We start from the raw sequence: 17,700 nt of genomic DNA, 5'->3' as shown, positions 1-17,700 counted from the left end.
CGTCTTACTTCGCGCCCGCCGCACCGCGGCGGATGCCCAGACGGTCGACCAGCGTACGGAAGCGCTGGATGTCCTTCTTCGCCAGGTACTGCAGCAGGCGACGGCGCTGACCGACCAGGATCAGCAGACCACGGCGGGAGTGGTGGTCGTGCTTGTGGGTCTTCAGGTGCTCCGTCAGGTCGGAGATGCGACGCGAGAGCATGGCGACCTGGACCTCGGGGGAGCCGGTGTCGCCCTCCTTGGTACCGAACTCGCTGATGATCTGCTTCTTCGTAGCGGCGTCGAGCGACACGCGTACTCCTCATAGTCTGTAAGTGCCATCGAGTGCCCCCGGTCCACTTCTCGGGGGAGCTTCCACGACTCGGAAGGCGGGGATCCGCTGGGCGCGGCCTCCAGGGCGGCAGGGGATACCTGCGGTTGCTCCGGGGGTGCGTACACAAACGGCCGTCGACCAGGGTACCAGGCGGACGCGGGCCCCTTGCCCCCGGTTCCGGAACGCCCCGGAGCGGGAGGTGGCCGCCACTAGGGTGAGCCTACTGAGCGTACGTACGTCGGGAAGGGGTCGCTTCGGGATGGCGGAGTCGGAAGCGGAGATGAAGGCACGCAAGGAGCGGGAGCGGGACGAGCTGTACGCGCTCGACATCTCGGACGCCGAGTGGCACTGCGCGCCAGGCACCGAGGAGCACGAGGAGCGGGTCGAGATCGCGTACCTGCCGGCCGGGGCGGTGGCGATGCGTTCCTCTCTCGACCCGGGCACGGTCCTGCGGTACACGGAGGCCGAGTGGCGGGCCTTCGTCCTGGGCGCCCGCGACGGCGAGTTCGACCTGAAGCCGATGCCGCACAACGGCGGGCTCGCGGCGGACTGACGCGGAGTACGGGAGAAGGGCGGCACGCGTGCGTGCCGCCCTTCTCGGTGCCGTGGGGGTGCCGTGCCCCCTAGCTGGTCATCGCCCGGGCCTGCGCGTAGACGTCGAAGACGGCCAGCGCCAGCGGGATCAGAGTGAGCAGCACGAAGCTCTCGGCGATCTCCAGGAAGCGTCCCCAGAAGGGGGTGACGCCGCGCCGCGGGGTGATCAGGGCGATCGCGGTGACCAGGGCGATGGCCGCGCCGACGGCCGCTGCGAGCCAGACGCTGCGGATGTCGAGGGCGGTGGTGTCGCCCTGGAAGGCGTCGATCACGTAGTCGCGCGGCGGGTTCAGGGCGAGCCCGAGGCCGAGGAAGACGATCGCGGCGAGGCCCGCGGCCAGGGTGGCGCCGACCTGCTGGGTGTAGCGGAACAGGTGCGCCCGCATCAGCATCGCCACGCCGGTCGCGAGGGCGAGGAGCTGGGCCCAGTTGTTGCTGGAGAAGCCGAGGACGATCGAAGCGCCGACGGCGACGAGGGCGCAGCCCCCGACGAGGCCGACGAGGAGTTCGTGGCCGCGGCGGGCCTGCGCGGCCACCCGTTCGGCGTCCACGGGCTCCTGCGGGGCGGGCTCGCCCCTGTCGTAGCCGCCGCGGGACGGGTTGGGCGGCTCGAAGCCGATGGGCAGCCGCGCGAAGCGCATGGACAGACCCGGCAGGAAGGCCAGCGCCACGACGGACAGCGGGGCGCAGATCGCGGCCGTCTCGATGGGCCTCAGCTCGGCGAGGATCGCGATGAAGGTGGTGATCAGGCCGATGACGGAGGCGAAGACGAACGCCACGAAGGGTCCGTCACCGCCCGGCGACACCAGGGTGAGCACCACGGAGGCGACGAGGACTGCCGCGCAGGCGAGCAGGAACTGCAGCCGCCCGATGCCCTCACCGCCGGCGAGCGGCAGCAGGCCCGAGCCCGCCACGCCGACGTTCGGCAGCGCCCCGAGTCCGAGCGCGACCGCGGAGCCCCGGTCGTCGTACACGCGCGCGCGTACGCAGGCGATGCTGACGAGCAGGACGCCGGTGACGCCCGCGACGATGCCCTGCAGGCTGTTCATGTCGTGCCGGATCTGCGAGCTCCAGGCCACGAACGCGAGGAGCGCGGGCAGGATGCCGGCCGCGACCAGACCGGCGGCACGGGTGAGGTCGCCGCTCCACAGCGTGCGGTCGCGGGTGACGGCGGAGGCCACCGCCTCGGAGACGTCGTCGAGGACGGCGGGCGGCAGCGACTCGGCGAACGGGCGCAGGGTGAGCAGTTCGCCGTCGAGGATGCGCTGGGCGGTGAAGGAGCGGGCACCGTCGAGGACGGTGCCGTCCCGCCGTACGAGGTGATAGCCGACCGGCGCGCCCTCGGCGGGGCTCTGCTGGGAGAGGCGCAGGATCTCCGGGTACAGGTCGGCGACCGGTACGTCGTCGGGCAGAGCCACGTCGATACGGCTGTCGGGTGCCACGATGGTGACCCGGCAGAAGCCGAATCCCATGCCCGCCCCGGAAGGGGCTCCGGTGCCCGGTCCACCGGTCGCGCCGGCCGGCGCGGAGGCCGTCATGCTCACCTGCTGTTCCCCCTCGTCGGTGGGGCGGGCCCGCGGTGCCGCCGCGCACCCTTCCGCCCGTAAAGATCCTGTGTAGGTTGAGCCGCGCCTTCCGTTCCGTCGGCCGACCGCGGGGTCGCATCCGGGGTTCGCGAGGTGGCGCTCGCTTCGAACCGTTGCGGATTGCCCGGGTTTTCCCGGAACGATTCGCAACTGCTCACGCGTCTCACCGGCACCCTACCGCCCGCCGTTGTCCGTGGTTGTCAGTAGGATCGCGCTTCGCGGTCGACGTTCGCCTGACACGGGGCGGCGGACGAAAAATCTCGGTCCGGCAAGGGAATTGGTGCGTAGTGAGCCACATCGTCGTCAAGCGCCCGCCACGGGCACTGCCGAAGGAAGTGCCCACGGACGAGGTCGTACTGCAGGCGCCGCCGGAGCTCCCGCGCGGTCAGCAGGAGGGCGCGCTGATGCAGCTCCTGCCCATGCTCGGCATGGGCGGGTCCGTGGTGTTCTTCTTCAACCCCCAGGCCCAGCCGTTCATGAAGATCATGGGCCTGGTCATGGTGGCGTCGACGATCGGCATGGGCATCTCGATGCTCGTCCGCTACCGGCGCGGCAGCCAGGGGCAGATGGCCGACATGCGCCGCGACTACCTCCGTTACCTGTCGCAGACCCGCCGCGAGGCTCTGGGCACCGCCAAGGCCCAGCGCGACGCCCAGTTCTACCTGCATCCTTCACCGGAGCAACTGTGGGCGCTGGTCGCCGAGGGCAGCCGGGTGTGGGAACGGCGCACCGGTGACGAGGACTTCGGGCAGGTGCGAGTGGGCCTGGGTCCGCAGGCGCTGGCAACTCCGCTGATTCCGCCGCAGACCGCCCCGGTCGACGAGCTGGAGCCGCTGACCGCGGGTGCCATGCAGCGCTTCCTGGCCACGCACAGCGCCCTGGACGACCTGCCGATGGCGGTGTCGCTGCGGGCCTTCTACCACGTGACGATCAGCGGCGAGCCGGGCACCGTGCGCGGCACCGCCCGTGCCGTCGCCGGCTCCCTCGCCTCCCTGCACTCCCCCGAGGACCTGGTCATCGCGGTCGTCACCGGCCGGGAGTCGGCGCCCGAGTGGGAGTGGGCCAAGTGGCTGCCGCACGCGCAGGCCCCGGGCCTCGCCGACGGTGCCGGCAGCATGCGCCTGATCACCACCAGCCCGGTGGAGCTGGAGGACCGGCTCGCCTCCCGCCTCCAGGGCCGCCCCCGTTTCCACCCCGGCGCGCCGCCGGTGGCCGAGCAGCCGCACGTGGTGGTCGTGCTCGACGGCGTCTCGCTGCCGCCCACGTCGCTGCTGGCGAACCCCGAGGGCCTGCAGGGCGTGACGGTCCTGGAGGTCGTGCCCGGCGACCTCACCATCGGCCGCGGTGACCTCTCCGTCGTCGTGCACCCCCAGGAACTGCGCCTGGAGTCGGGGCACGGCATGGTCTACGAGGGAACGCCGGACGTCCTGTCGTACGAGGCCGCGGAGGCCCTGGCCCGCCAGTTGGCGCCGCTGCGGATGGGCTCGGGCGGGGACGACGACGAACCGCTGCTCGCCAACCTGGAGTTCACGGATCTGCTCAACCTGGGCGACGCGGCCTCGGTCGACACGAAGCGGACCTGGCGGCCGCGCTCGCAGTCGGAGCGGCTGCGCGTGCCGATCGGTCTCGGCGAGGACGGCCGGCCCGTGATGCTCGACCTGAAGGAAGCGGCGCAGGAGGGCATGGGGCCGCACGGCCTGTGCGTCGGCGCGACCGGTTCCGGCAAGTCGGAGCTGCTGCGCACGCTGGTGCTCGGCCTCGCCGTGACCCACTCCTCGGAGACGCTGAACTTCGTCCTCGCCGACTTCAAGGGCGGTGCCACCTTCGCGGGCATGGCCCAGATGCCGCACGTGGCGGCCGTGATCACCAACCTCGCGGACGACCTGACCCTCGTCGACCGCATGGGCGACTCGATCCGCGGCGAGCTCAACCGCCGTCAGGAGATGCTCCGCGACGCGGGCAACTACGCGAACATCCACGACTACGAGAAGGCACGCGCGGCGGGCGCGCCGCTGCAGCCGATCCCGTCCCTCGTCCTGGTGATCGACGAGTTCAGCGAACTGCTCACCGCGAAGCCCGACTTCATCGAGATGTTCGTGCAGATCGGCCGTATCGGCCGTTCGCTCGGCGTGCACCTGCTGCTGGCCTCGCAGCGCCTTGAGGAGGGCCGCCTGCGCGGCCTGGAGACCTACCTCTCCTACCGGATCGGTCTGCGGACGTTCTCGGCGGCCGAGTCGCGCGCGGCCCTCGGCGTCCCGGACGCCTACGAGCTGCCGAACGTGCCGGGTTCCGGTTTCCTGAAGTTCGGCACCGACGAGATGGTGCGCTTCAAGGCGGCGTACGTCTCCGGCGTTTACCGCACGAGCTCGCAGGCGGCGGCCGCGCTGGGCGGCCCGCTGCCCGTCGACCGCAGGCCGGTGCTGTTCACGGCGGCCGAGGTGCCGGTGCAGTACGCGCCGGTCCCGCGGCAGCGCCAGGAGACACCCGAGAAACAGCAGGACGACGCGCTCGCCGACACCGTGCTCGACGTGATCGTGCGGCGCCTGGAGGCGCAGGGTCCGGGCGCCCACCAGGTGTGGCTGCCCCCGCTGGACAGCCCGCCGTCGCTGGACGCGCTGCTTCCCGGGCTCGCCCCGGTGCCCGGCCGCGGCATGACCCAGCCGGGCTACGAGGGCGCGGGCCGGCTCGTCGTCCCGGTCGGCCTCGTCGACAAGCCGTACGAGCAGCGGCGCGACCCGCTGTGGACGGACTTCGGCGGCGCGGCCGGCCACATGCAGATCATCGGCGGCCCGCAGTCCGGCAAGTCGACGCTGCTGCGCTCGATCATCGCCTCGTTCGCGCTCACCCACACCCCCCAGGAAGTGCAGATCTACGGACTGGACTTCGGTGGTGGCGGCATGGCAGCGGTGGCCGGCCTGCCGCACGTGGGCGGCGTCGCCTCCCGCCTGGACCCCGAGAAGGTCCGGCGTACCGCGGCCGAGGTGTACGGCGTCATGACCCGCCGCGAGGAGTACTTCCGCTCCTCGGGGATCTCCTCCATCGCGGAGTTCCGTTCCCGCCGCGCGCGCGGTGACATCTCGGTGACCGACCAGCCCTGGGGCGACGTCTTCCTGGTCATCGACGGCTGGGGCAACTTCCGGACGGACTACGAGGCGCTGGAGCCGCTGGTCCTGGACATCGCCGCGCGCGGTCTGGGCTACGGCATCCACCTGATCCTCACCGCCTCGCGCTCGATGGAGGTCCGCGCGAACCTCAAGGACCACCTGATGAACCGCCTCGAGCTGCGGCTCGGCGACCCGATGGACTCCGAGTTCGACCGCAAGGTCGCGGCCAACGTCCCCACCGGTGTGCCGGGGCGCGGCCAGACCCCGCAGAAGCAGCACTTCATGGCGGCGGTCCCGCGGATCGACGGTCTCTCCTCCGACACGGACCTCGCGGAGGCGACGAACGCCCTCGCGGCCGAGGTCACCCGCCACTGGCAGGAGCCGGGCGCGCCGGAGGTGCGTCTGCTGCCCCGCGAGTTCCCCGCGGCTCAGCTTCCGCCGGGCGACCGTTTCCCGCAGCGCGGCGTCTCCTTCGCGCTCGACGAGGACAACCTCGAGCCGGTGTTCGTGGACTTCGAGCAGGACCCGTTCTTCCTGGTGTTCGGTGAGAGCGAGTCCGGCAAGTCGAACCTGCTGAAGTTGCTGATCAAGCGCCTCACCGAGCGCTACGACGGCAACAGCTGCAAGCTGTTCGTCGTCGACAACCGCCGCTCGCTGCTCGGTGTGACGCCGCCGTCCCACCTGGCGGAGTACATCCCCATGTCGAACCAGATGCAGCACCACATGGACGCGCTGGCCGACCTGATGCAGCGCCGCACCCCGACGGCCGACGTGACCCCGGAGCAGCTGCGCAACCGCAGCTGGTGGCGGGGCCCCACGGTGTACGTCGTCATCGACGACTACGACCTCGTGTCCACGTCGAGCGGCAACCCGCTGGCCGGCCTGACGGAACTGCTCCCGTTCGCCCGCGACGTCGGCGTCCGCTTCATCATCGCCCGTTCCACGGCGGGCGCGGGCCGCGCCGGCTACGAGTCCTTCATGCAGCGCATCAAGGAACTCGGCGCCCAGGGCGTCATCCTCGCGGGCGACCCGGCGGAGGGCGACCTGCTGGGCGGCGTACGGCCACGCCCGATGCCGGCGGGCCGGGGCGTGTTCGTGTCACGGAAGCGGGGGAAGCCCATGGTGCAGGTGGGGCAGGTCGCCGAAGAGGTGAACTGAGCGTGGCGTCTACGCTCGCGGCGCGGCGGCGGGCCCGGTACCAGGTGACCGTGCCGGCCGCACGCCCGCAGGTCCCCTTCGCGTATCGGCCCGGACACCGTCCTGAGCGCTCTCGGCGGTGACGCACGGGACCTTCACCATGATCCGGGCGCAGGACGTCGAAGTCGGCACGGCGGCCATGGAGAAGGTCGTCAGAAGACCGGCAGCGCGTGCAGTGAGCTGTCGTTTCTGATGAAGGCCCTGTTGCCGTCGACGGCGAGGCCGTGGCGTTCGGCTTCGGGCAGTTCGTAGGTCCAGCCGTCGTATCCGTTCGCCGTGTACACGGCGTTCACCGCGGTCTTGTAGGAGTGGTCGATCGTCCATACGCCGGTGCCCTGGACGAGGACGGGACTGTCGCTGCTGCCGCCGCTCCGGGAAGTCCACTTCTTGCTGCCGTCGCCGGCGTCGCGGCGTTCGGGAAACATCCCGCCGACCGCGTACACGGAGTCCGCGTGCACGGTCGCCGGTCCCCACTCCGCAGCGGCGCTGTACATGTCCTGGGTGGTCTTCGACCAGATCTCCGCGCCGTCGGTGATGTTCCGCGCGGTCAGGGTCCTGCCGTTGAGGTAGACGACTCCGTTCCGCGCCACGGGCTCGACCGGGATCTTCTCCCCCTGGTCCGGTCGCTGCCACGCCACTCGGCCGTCACCCGTCGCCATCACCAGCACGTCACCGTCGGTGGTCGCCAGTACCAGGCGTCCGCTGTCGACCGCCGCGTGAATGGTGATCTTTCCGCGGTAGGGCGCCGGAATCCGCGTCGTCCATCTGATCCGGGCGTCGGAGCGGCCCACGCTGCGCAGCCGGTGGTCCTTCGTCATGACGTAGACGGCCTTGTCGTCCGCGGCGACGAGAGCCGCCGCGTCGGCGTCCGCGGACCACTTCGCCTCGCCCGTGGAGGGGACGAACGTCCGCAGGATTCCGTCGGCACCCAGGACCGCCAGCAGTCGGTCGGAGAGCGAGAGATAGTGGCCGGGCAGTGCGTCGTTCACATGCCAGCGCTGTTTCCCGTCGACGACGTTGTACGCTCCGACGCCACCGTAGACGCCGATCACGACGACATCCCTGATGGGCAGCGGGGCGCGGGATTCGGAGTCCGCACCCACGTCGGCGTGCCACAGCGGTTTCGGGGAGCCGTCGATGATGTAGTCGCCGTCGTCCGCGAGCAGCAGGCGGGCCTTCGGTGTCCGCGCGGCGGGCGGGATCGTGAACGGGTCCGCCTTCCGGTCCGCGTGCTTCTGCCGGAGCAGCCACCAGCCGGTCGTTCCGCCACCGGCGGCGAGCACCGTGCCGCCGGCCGCGAAGCCGGCGAGCAGGCGCCGTCTCGTCACCGCCGTCGTCGTCGTGCCCGTTGCGGGTGCCGCGGTGAGCTGCCGGACCTGGCGCTCCCGTTCCTTGATCTCGTCCGCCACCGGGCCGCGCCGCCACACCCGGCCACTGTTGCCGGACGTGGCGAACGCCGCGCCGATCTGCGCGGGACCGGGCCGTACACCGGCGTCCTTGGCCAGGCAGGGGGCGATGAGCGGGTGCAGTTGCGGGGGCAGGCCGTCCCAGCGCGGCTCGCCGTGGACGACCTCGTACTGGACGGCAGCCACATGCGCCCCATCGAAGGCCCGCCGGCCGGTGGCCGCGTAGACGAGCACGGCACCCAGGGAGAACACGTCGGCCGCGGGGGTCACCCGCCGCCCCAGTACCTGCTCGGGCGCGCCGTATCCCGGCGTCACCGGGACCTGGCCGGTCGTGGTGAGGGTCAGACCGTGTTCGGGCCGGGCGATGCCGAAGTCGATCACCCGCGGGCCGCTCGACGTCAGCACGATGTTCTGGGGCTTGAGATCTCGATGGATGAAACCGGCCGCGTGGATGTCCCCGAGGGTCCGGGCGACGGATGCCGCGAGGGCACGGACAGCGGTCTCGTCGAGTGGGCCGTGGCCGTCGACCGCCTGATCCAGGGTCGGTCCGGCCAGGAACTCGGTGGCGATCCAGGGCCGTCCGCCCTCGGTCTGTGCCCCCAGCACCGCCGCCACGCCCGGGCTCCGCACGGCCTGCGCCGCGAGTGCCTCACGGACGAAGCGCCGGGCGAGGTTCTGATCGTGGGCGAGTTCGGGCCGCAGCACCTTGATCGCGGCGACCCCTCCCGTGCCGTCCTCGCCGACGTACACCTTGCCCATGCCGCCCTCGCCCAGCACACCGAGGAGGCGGTACGGCCCGAGGCGGAGTGGGTCACCGACACCCAGGGGCTTCATCGCTCACTGCCTTCATCTCTCGTCATCGATGGGCGACCGTTCACTTGAGGGGGAAGGCCGCGAGGAACTTCCCGCCCAGTGCGATGGTCACCTCGGCCTTCTCGTGGGCGATGAATCGGTCGCCGGTCGTCTTGTAGGACGCTGTGGGTGTGTGCGAGGAGAGATCGACGGCCCAGAGCACCGAGGCGCGCCTGCTGTAGGCGTAGTCGGTGCCGATCACCGGTGCGGCCGACACATCGGCCCCGCCTCCCCCGCCGCCCTTCTCCGTCCACAGGGCGCGTCCGCTGCCGGAGTCGAAGGCGACGAGTCCGTGGCCCTTCTCGACGGCGTAGACCACGCCGCCCTTGACCGCCGGTGGACCGTACGTGCGGCCTGGCCGTGAGGTCCCGGAGTCCCAGACCTGAGACCCGTCGCTCAACCGCAGGGCCCGCAACCGGCCGGTACCCAGGTAGAGGTTCCCGGCATCCGTGGCCAGCGGCCGCTGCACGCGACTCGGCGCGACACCGTCGAGCGCCCGCTCCCAGCGGGTGCTCCCCGTACGGGTGTCGCGTACGACGACGCGCACCTTGCCGTCATTGGTCTCCTGCAGGGCCACCAGTTGATGGCCGACGACCTCGGCGGTGAGGAAATGCAAGCGGTCGGTGCGATCCGGGCGTGAGGGCAGCGGCTTGGTCCACAGCCTCTTCCCGGTACCGATGTCGACGGCGAAGACCGACCAGGACTGCGACGCGAGGAAGTACTCGTCGTACTTCCCCTGGCCCGCCGCCGCGTACACGACTCCGTCGGCCGTGCACAGTACCTGGTTCTGGCTGATGACACCGTTGAAGTCGGTGAACCGGGCGAAGCGCCCGTCGGCGACGCCGGTGGCGAGGTCGACAGAGGCGAGGGAGAGCGGAAACCCACCGGGTTTCCCCGCGTTGTACTCGGAACCCTCCGGAGTCAGCATCCGTACCAGCCGCTCGCCGTCGGTCGCCACCTGCCAGTGGATCTCCATCTGGTCCGACGCCCACCGAACGGATCCGGAGCCGGCGTCGATTCCTCCCAGCCCCTTGCCGGCCACCACCGCGACCATGTCGCCCACCGCGAGCGGCTGGGCGGGCGGCACCGTGCCGTACGGCGGATCGGCGACCTGGATCTGCCACACGGAGTCGAGCTTCTTCCTCGGCAGCAGGCTGTTGCTGGGTCCGACCACGGGCCGCTTCGGCCCGGGCCCGGAACTCCGGTTCCAGGCCCAGGCCCCCGTCGCGGCGGCCCCCGCGACGCACGCGACTCCGCCTCCGGCCAGTAGCAGCCGCCGACGTGGCATCGGCTTCGCCGGTGCGGACGGCGACTCGGCGGGTTCCGCGGGCGGTGCGGCCAACCGCCGGGGGGTGATCTGCCAGACCTCGGTGGCCCTGCGGGCGATGTCGTGGAGCACCGCTTCCGGTAGGTGATCGGCGAACTCACCCGAACCGTCGTGCAGTTGTACGGCCAGTTCCGAAGTGGTCGGCCGCCGGAACGGGTTCTTGTCCAGGCACGAGCCGAGAACCGGCAGCAGGGCTGCGGGCACGTCACTCAGGTCCGGTTCGCCGTAGCGGACCCGGTAGAGGAGTTCCGCGGTCTGACCATGGCCGAACGGGGCGCGTCCGGTGACGGCGAAGACGAGCACTCCGGCGAGCGCGAAGACATCACCGGCCGACGTGTGTTCCTCCCCGCTCGCCTGCTCCGGCGACATGAAAGCCGGTGTGCCCACCGCGGCACCGGCCCTGGTGAGACGGTCGTCGCCGGCGGCACGAGCGATACCGAAGTCGATGACCTTCGGACCGTACGCCGTGACGAGGATGTTGGACGGCTTGAGGTCGCGGTGCACCACGTCTGAGCTGTGGAGTTGCCCGAGTGCCCCGCAGAGGGCGGCGCCGAGGGCGCGGACGGTCGCCTCGGGGAGCGGGCCGGCCACCTGGACCGCCTCGTCGAGGGGCGGGCCGAGCACGTATTCGGTGGCGATCCAGGGTGTCTCGGCCTGCGTGTCCGCGTCCACGACCTGCGCGCCGTGCTGCCCGCCGATGACCCGGGCGGCGTCGGCCTCCAGGCGGAACCTGGTGCGGGCACTGGGGTCCGAGGCGATGGACGCATGCATCGTCTTGACGGCGACGGTCCGTCCACCGCCGGCGCGTGCGAGGTAGACGGTGCCCATCCCACCGCTGCCGAGGCGGGCGACCGGGCGGTACGGCCCGAAGGCGTGCGGGTCGTCGTGAGTGAGCGGAGTAGCCATGCGGGTGATCGTCAGTCCTGGCGGGATGCGGACAGGGTGGCGCGCGGGGTGTCGGCGGCGAGTACGGCGGCCGACTGGTGGGCGATGGCAGCGATCACCCGGCTCGGCAGCCAGCCCGGCCCGAGCAGCGCGGCGGTTCCGGTCGACTGACCGGCATCACCTGAGGGGGGCGCGAACGCGTGCAGCAGCTCGGCGAGTTGGGGGCGGGCGCCGGGGTCCCGCGACAGACAGCGGCCGATGGTCGCGCGCAGTGCGGTCGGCAGCTCGTCGCTCTCGGGAGCCGTGTAGCCGGTGGCCGCGTACGCCAGTGCCGCGCCCAGTGCGTAGACATCGCCAAGCGGACGCGGAAGGCCGCCGGCCGCCTGCTCCGGCGGCAGACTGCCGGGCTCCAGACCCGGCAGACCGGAACGCGCGGTGCCCTCCGGCGCCGCGGCCCGTACGGCACCGAAGCAGGTCAGGCGTGGCCCGTCGGCGGCGAGGAGTACGGCGGCGGGTGCGACGCCGGCATAGGTGAGGCCCTGCCCGTGGACGACGATCAGGGCTTCGGCCAGGGCCGCCCCGAGGGCCCGGACGGTCCGCTCGGGGAGCGGCCCCCCGTGCACGGCCAGAGCGGTGGGCAGGGGAAGCGCGGGCAGATACGGGCGCGCGTGCCAGGCACTCTCCCCGGGGACGGAGCATGTTGCGGCGGGCGCGATGAACTGGCCGAGCAGGTAGCGCGAGGTCTCGGCCTCGGCCAGGAAGGCCTGGTGATCGGCACCGGGAAGTGGGGCGCCGAGCAGGACGGTGTGCTCGCCGTCGTCGCTGCGCGCGATGTAGCGCCGCTCCGGCACCGGGACGCGGGTGTGCGGATCGTCCAGCGGGGTGAGGAGGACGTACGGGCCGATCCGGCGCGAGGCGGGGACACCTGGGTGCGCCTCGCCGGTGCGAGCGCCTGTCGCGTGCACGTGAATCCCCAGTCCTTGTCCGCACGGGAAGGTCACTGCCGACCACGGAGGCCGCCTGCGGGCCGACGACAGGGTGGGCGCCTCCCGCGCGCGCCCACCCTGGAGTTGCTTCTTGCGAGCCTCGTCCTACTGGAAGTAGCTGGAGGCCTTCTTGTCGCCTTCCATGTACGTACCGCCGGACTGGGCGACGACGTGACCGATGCCGGTAAGCGCCTGGTGGATGTCGTTCGCCTCCTTGTCCCAGCGGTGCAGCTTCTCGTGGAAGGTGGTCTGGGCCTGGCCCTCCCAGTACTGCATGCTGCTCACCACCATCTTGCGGAGCTCCTGCAGGTCCTGCTCGAGCTGGCTCGCCTCGTTGCCGATCTTCGTCGCCGCGACGTCGAGACCGTCGTAAGTTACTGACAGTCCCTCAGCGTTGTTGGCCATGGCTGTTTACCTCGTCTCGCCGATGTGTGCCTGTTGTGTGCGCCGGCTGCCCGGCAGTAGCTCTGAGTGCCGCTCGCCTCGTGAAGAGGCCGAGTCTCAGTAGGAGCTGAGGGAGGAGGACTGAACCGTGGGAGCGCCGTCCTGCACGTCGATCTTGTTGACGGACGCGCGCACCTCGTCTTCCTTGCTGTCCTTGATGTTGCGCGTCGCGGTCATCGCCTCGATGACGTCACCGAGGATGTCGCCGATGTTCTTCAGCGACTCGTTGATCTCGAACTGCTTCTTGTCGAACGCGGCACGACCGATGCCCTGCCACTGACCCTCGAGGCCGTCGATGACGCCCTGAAGGCCGTGCACGCGCTTGCGGATGCCCTCGTACTTCTCGGCCATCCTCTTCTGCAGGTGAATTACTGCGGCATCTTCGAGCTTCTGCTTGTCGGCCATGTCAGCCCGCCCTTTCTTGTCTGTCTCTTCGGTCCAACTGTTTCGGCTCACCGCTCATATCGGTGCGTTGGGACGGTGAGCCCGCACTGCGTGCCCTATACCGAGAACACAGGGCTACATACGACTGCCGACGTCACCTGGCACGCCGAGCCCGCATGACGGCAGCCCCTCCACCACCGATCACGATGACCGCGGCGACGGCGCCGAGCGCGATCCAAAGGGTGTTGCTGTCGTTCGACGACTCCGCGCTCGATCCTGCCGCCGAGGTGCCGCCGGTAGAACCCTTCGCGGGGGCTTGTGACGGGGTTGATGCAGAGGAGGAAGGTGCTGAGGAGGCAGCGGAAGTGCCTGCCTTGGCGAGGAGGTCTCCGCCGTTTTCCTTGGCGAGGGGGTCTACGTGTGCGGGGCCCGGGTTGTAGTGAGGGTCCTTGAGGATCAGGCGAGGACGGACCAGGCCATAGCCGGCGTACTTGCTGGGGTCGTCCTTCGGCCATGTGCGCCCGGCAGTGTCAACCATGGCTCGGACGACCTGATTCACCGTCCAGTCCGGATGAGCGGACCAGATGAGCGCTGCGGCGGCTGAAGTGAGGGCGGCCGCGGGGCTCGTACCGTTACGGTTGTCACAATACGAGCGGAACGTGGCGTCACACCAGCCGGGGAATCCCTCACCAGGCGCCGAGAGGTCGACATAGCCGCCCGCCGAGGAAAATTTGGATACGGTGTAGGACTTATTGATCGCCGCAACGCCGATCACGTAGGGAAAAGCTGCGGGATAGTCGATAAAGTCCTTACCCTTCCCGTCCCTGTTGTTCCCGACCGAGGCGATCAGCAGCTTGCCCTTCGACGCCGCATACTTGACCGCCGCTTCGTCCTCATCGGTGGTCATACCTCCGAAGGACATGCTGATGATCTTCGCATCGGTGTCGGCAGCCGCCCGGAGCGCTTCCGCTGGCTCAGGGGTTTTCTCGTGTTCTTCCGCGCCCTTGAGCCCTTCGAGATCAACTCGGTACGGAATGATCTTCGCCCGCGGCGCCAGCCCCTTCAGGCCGCCGCCCGCGCCTGTGCCCGCGATCAGCTCCGCCATGCTCGTGCCGTGGCCGCTGTAATCCTTCGTGGACCGGTAAGCAACCGCCTTGGGGGTCTCGTCGGCCAGGACTTGCCCCTTGAGTGATGGCGTATTCGGGTTGACCCCCGAATCGATCACGGCAACCTTGACGCCCTCCCCCGTGCTGACCTTCCACATCTGCTCGGCTTCCATATCCGTCAAGTACCACTGCTTGGACTGTTCGTCGTACGCAATGGCTTGCGGAGCGAAGCCCACGGTTACGGCAGCCAGGGCGCCGACGACCGCGCTCATGACACGCACTCGTCTACTGCGGCACGTTCTCTGGAACACAGACCGCTCGACTCGTCGGCTGATCCCTGACTTCATCGTTCTCGTGTCCTCGTTTACGCTCAGTCGACTACCGGCGGAGTATCGCGCCGGTGCTTGTTGGGCAGGTGCGTCTCTTCGTCCTCGACCAGGTAGTCGGGGCGCGACGCACCCTGCGCGTCGTCCTCGTCCCCGGGCTTGCCATTGCGGCCTGAGCCGCGGACGAGACCGGCACCACCATGCGTCATGCCCCTACGCTCAGCGCCTGCTGCGGAGTTGCGCGCGGAAGGCTTGGACGTGACGGACTCGGCCGATCCCGCGCCCGCGCGGGAACGTGTCGCACTCGATCCGGCGCTCGCCGCAGGGTCGGGCGCTCCGACAACGCCACGCTGACCCAGTCGACCAGTCGTGGGGCGGGAGTTACCGGCGCCCTCCTGACCGATGACCGTGCCACGGGGAATCCGTGCCCCGCTTTTCGAAGCACCGCCGGTGTTCGTAGGCCGTCCACCGACGACTCCGCTGGAGCGGCCGGCGCCAGTCGCGGGCCCACCGCTGGCTCGTGGCGCCGCCGTGCCACCGGGCCGCGGCGTACCACCGGTGACAGCTCGGCTCACCGACGTGGACTTCGGCCCCGAAGTGGCGCCCTTGACCGGCGACTGTCCCGCCGATGTGGCGCGGCCCATCTGGTTCATGGGCCCTTGCCCTCCGGATCGTCCGGAGCCGGTGTTCGTCAGGCCGGGAGTTCCTGTGCGGCCCTGAGCCGCCGGAGGAGTACGAAATCCTCCCGCACCATTCAGACTCCGGCTGGCACCCGCATTGGGCATCGGGGTTCCGAAGGGGCCATCGAACACATTGGGCTGACTGCCATTCACGGGAGGCGTACCGAGGACAGGCGGTGTGTGGCCTGGCGTGGGAACGGTGGGTGTGGACGGAGGCAGCGTGCCGGTGCTGTCGATGTTCGTGCCCACGGGCTGATCTGGCAAGGGAATGTGCCCGGGAACGGGCTGCACGGGCGTTGGAGTATCCGCCCCCGTGACATGCCTGACGCCATCGCTCGGCACAGTCACATGATGCCCGCCAACGACCGAAGAGGTCGTCCCTCCTCCGGAAGAACCCGAAGCGGACTTTGCGGTATCTGGACCGGAGGTATACCTCTCAGGCTTCGGCACCCCGACATCCGGCACACCCTTGAACTCCGGAGCGTGCTTATGCAGGAGCTGCAGTTGTTCGCTCGAAACCGCGTAGTACGACGCCAACCGGTTCATCTGATTGATCGCCTCTTGGCGATCCTTCTCGACCTTGACGGCAGCGGCGTACTCTTCCTTGTTCGCCGCCTTCTCAACCGCTGAGAAGTGTTTGGGCTGCTTCCGGTTCGCAGGGTCGCGCGCCGGCATGGCCGCACGTACGGACGCCAGCCCCATGGCAGCAGCGGTGATCTGGTCACCCGCTCCACCGGCGAAGGTGCTCAGGTCGTATGTGCTCGAAACAAGCCCGGAACCCCAGTTTCGGAAGTCGTCCCCCGCCTTTCCAACCCACGGGACCGTCTCGAACTGGCCTTTCAGTTCGTCAGCTGCCGCCGCGATGGCGTCACGCGCATCCCACAAGGCTTTGCCGGAGGATTCCAGGTCTTCCGGATCGGTCTGCTCGACCAGATCGAGCATGTCGTTGAGAGGCGATTCGTCGAACTCCGTGCGGCTGTCCATGGCCGTCGAGAACGGGGTGACCCGGGCCGCCCCGCGAATGACGTCGTTGATGGCACGCTTGAAGAAGCCCCCCTCCTGAGGGTGCTCCGCAGCGTCTCGGGCGAGGTCCGTGAAGGTGTTCTGGTGCGAGACCCGGTCCAGGTCCGCCGCATGCTTGTCCGTCATGTCACCTCCTCACGTGATTGCGGTCGTTGGTGTGCGCGCCGCTCTTCGGCTGCTCGAGCTCGCGGATCTCCACCTGAATTTCCCAGAACCGCCGCCGCTGCTCCTCTTCGAGGTTGTCGAAGGTTCCCTTTGCGCCCAGAACAGCGATACCGATCGCCTCGATCTGCAGGTGCAGGGTCTTGGAGAGCGTGATGAGGCGCTCGTGGACGGCGTTGAACGTCCCGTACAAGGCGTCGGCCTCGTGGAACTTCCCGGGCGCGCTGCTGAGCGACCCCTTACGGATCCCCTGCTGTCCAACCCGAGTCGGGTTCCCCGCCGACCCCTCAAGGTCCTTCAGTACGGCGTCCACCCGGCTCACGAACTTCTTCAGCGCGTCACCGCTGGCCTTCAGGTTCGCCGCCGACACGCCCCCCACCATGTCTGCCGGAAGCACGACGCTCCTCCCCGTTTCCCCGTATGGTCCGCCGGCCCTGACGGGCCGGGACCAACCATCCGCTCGCCGTACGATCGCAAAGCGAGCCGCGTCTCACAACGCCTTTACCACTCTAGTCAACCTGCCCAACCGGTCCAACCAAGCATGTGTCTTAACTCGGTTACGAGACAGCACCTGACGCCACGTTTTGTCCTATTTTCCTGTTTGCAGTGAACCGGCACTGGTCCCGCCGCGTCGCACCTTCGCTGCGGATGGACCGGTTCTGGTGCGCGGCCGACACTGACGATGACACCCGTAGCGATCTTCATCAAACCTCTACACAAGATCAGGCATCGCGCTGCGGCCACCGCCCGTGCCTTGAGCGGGAGTTGCTAGCGTGCGATGAGCGCCTGCTCAAGTGACTCCCGACCCAATGGAGGTCGGTGCGACCAGGGGGCGGACCGTGGTGGTCAAGGGGGAAGGGGCCCGCCGGTGGCTTGGGACGAATGGGAGCAGCTGAAGGGCGACGCGCTGCGCTCTCAAGGCTCAACGCACATGCAGCTCAACCAAGTCCCGCCCGAATCCGGCAGCACCGCCAATCGTCACGGAGACCTTCGCGTCAATCAGACCGACCTAGCAGCGGTCGGCAATGCCGCCTACGATTTGCATCAAGCGTTCCAACACGACAGCGACCTCGCCCGCATGAACTCGTTCAAAGCGGCCGACGCCTTGACGAGCAAGGGATTCGAGATCGGATCCGCGCTCGATACCGTCGCGCAGCATTGGGTGGACCAGGTTCAAACACTTCTTGATGCCACGGCCCACATCTCCAACCACCTCGACTACACCAAAGGCGCGCATGCGGGCGACGAAGTCTACATCGCCGGCACACTGAGCAGTATCGCCACGCTCGACAGGGGTTTCGACGAGCGGAAGGGCAGCTAGGACA

The 17,700-nt window shown here is 69.5% G+C and carries 13 protein-coding genes; 3 read left to right on the top strand and 10 right to left on the bottom strand.

The window, feature by feature from the left end:
* Positions 1 to 4: 4 nt before the first annotated feature.
* The gene (gene rpsO / locus ACZ6B1_RS27255) at positions 5 to 292 is read right to left on the bottom strand and encodes a 30S ribosomal protein S15 (RefSeq protein WP_033529274.1); all 288 of its coding nucleotides are present in this window, start codon (positions 290 to 292) and stop codon (positions 5 to 7) included.
* Positions 293 to 572: 280 nt separating this feature from the next.
* On the opposite strand from rpsO, the gene ACZ6B1_RS27250 reads away from it, so the two are divergent.
* On the top strand, positions 573 to 866 hold the full coding sequence (locus ACZ6B1_RS27250; RefSeq protein ID WP_250399749.1) for a DUF397 domain-containing protein: 294 nt from the start codon (positions 573 to 575) through the stop codon (positions 864 to 866).
* Positions 867 to 936: 70 nt separating this feature from the next.
* On the opposite strand, the gene eccD is transcribed toward ACZ6B1_RS27250, so the two are convergent.
* Positions 937 to 2,445 (bottom strand): type VII secretion integral membrane protein EccD, encoded by a 1,509-nt coding sequence (eccD, locus tag ACZ6B1_RS27245; protein ID WP_468782591.1) that lies wholly within the window; start codon positions 2,443 to 2,445, stop codon positions 937 to 939.
* Between the two features lie 335 nt (positions 2,446 to 2,780).
* On the opposite strand from eccD, the gene eccCa reads away from it, so the two are divergent.
* Entirely contained in the window at positions 2,781 to 6,755 is a 3,975-nt protein-coding gene (gene eccCa, locus ACZ6B1_RS27240) for a type VII secretion protein EccCa (protein WP_468782554.1), read from the top strand.
* Between the two features lie 191 nt (positions 6,756 to 6,946).
* On the opposite strand, the gene ACZ6B1_RS27235 is transcribed toward eccCa, so the two are convergent.
* The 8 genes from ACZ6B1_RS27235 to ACZ6B1_RS27200 form a co-directional block, all read right to left on the bottom strand.
* Positions 6,947 to 9,034, bottom strand: coding sequence for a protein kinase domain-containing protein (locus tag ACZ6B1_RS27235; RefSeq protein WP_468782552.1), 2,088 nt, complete (start codon positions 9,032 to 9,034; stop codon positions 6,947 to 6,949).
* 40 nt (positions 9,035 to 9,074) lie between these two features.
* A complete protein-coding gene (locus ACZ6B1_RS27230) occupies positions 9,075 to 11,285 on the bottom strand; it encodes a protein kinase domain-containing protein (RefSeq protein WP_468782551.1) in 2,211 nt (736 codons plus the stop codon).
* Between the two features lie 11 nt (positions 11,286 to 11,296).
* On the bottom strand, positions 11,297 to 12,229 hold the full coding sequence (locus tag ACZ6B1_RS27225) for a serine/threonine protein kinase (RefSeq protein ID WP_468782549.1): 933 nt from the start codon (positions 12,227 to 12,229) through the stop codon (positions 11,297 to 11,299).
* 126 nt (positions 12,230 to 12,355) lie between these two features.
* On the bottom strand, positions 12,356 to 12,655 hold the full coding sequence (locus tag ACZ6B1_RS27220) for a WXG100 family type VII secretion target (protein ID WP_143640176.1): 300 nt from the start codon (positions 12,653 to 12,655) through the stop codon (positions 12,356 to 12,358).
* 96 nt (positions 12,656 to 12,751) lie between these two features.
* Positions 12,752 to 13,099, bottom strand: a complete 348-nt coding sequence (locus tag ACZ6B1_RS27215) for a WXG100 family type VII secretion target (RefSeq protein ID WP_468782547.1) — start codon at positions 13,097 to 13,099, stop codon at positions 12,752 to 12,754.
* A gap of 133 nt (positions 13,100 to 13,232) precedes the next feature.
* Positions 13,233 to 14,465, bottom strand: coding sequence for a S8 family serine peptidase (locus ACZ6B1_RS27210; protein ID WP_468782545.1), 1,233 nt, complete (start codon positions 14,463 to 14,465; stop codon positions 13,233 to 13,235).
* A gap of 89 nt (positions 14,466 to 14,554) precedes the next feature.
* The gene (locus ACZ6B1_RS27205) at positions 14,555 to 16,339 is read right to left on the bottom strand and encodes a hypothetical protein (RefSeq protein WP_468782543.1); all 1,785 of its coding nucleotides are present in this window, start codon (positions 16,337 to 16,339) and stop codon (positions 14,555 to 14,557) included.
* 1 nt (position 16,340) lies between these two features.
* Entirely contained in the window at positions 16,341 to 16,772 is a 432-nt protein-coding gene (locus ACZ6B1_RS27200) for a hypothetical protein (RefSeq protein ID WP_468782542.1), read from the bottom strand.
* Positions 16,773 to 17,243: 471 nt separating this feature from the next.
* On the opposite strand from ACZ6B1_RS27200, the gene ACZ6B1_RS27195 reads away from it, so the two are divergent.
* Positions 17,244 to 17,696 carry a hypothetical protein gene (locus ACZ6B1_RS27195; protein WP_468782540.1) on the top strand — a complete coding sequence of 151 codons (453 nt, stop codon included), beginning with the start codon at positions 17,244 to 17,246 and terminating at the stop codon, positions 17,694 to 17,696.
* The last annotated feature ends 4 nt before the right edge of the window (positions 17,697 to 17,700 follow it).

The organism is Streptomyces sp. NPDC041129 (assembly GCF_055592265.1).
Note: the sequence above shows the minus strand (reverse complement) of the source record. Positions and strands in the feature narration are given on the sequence as shown.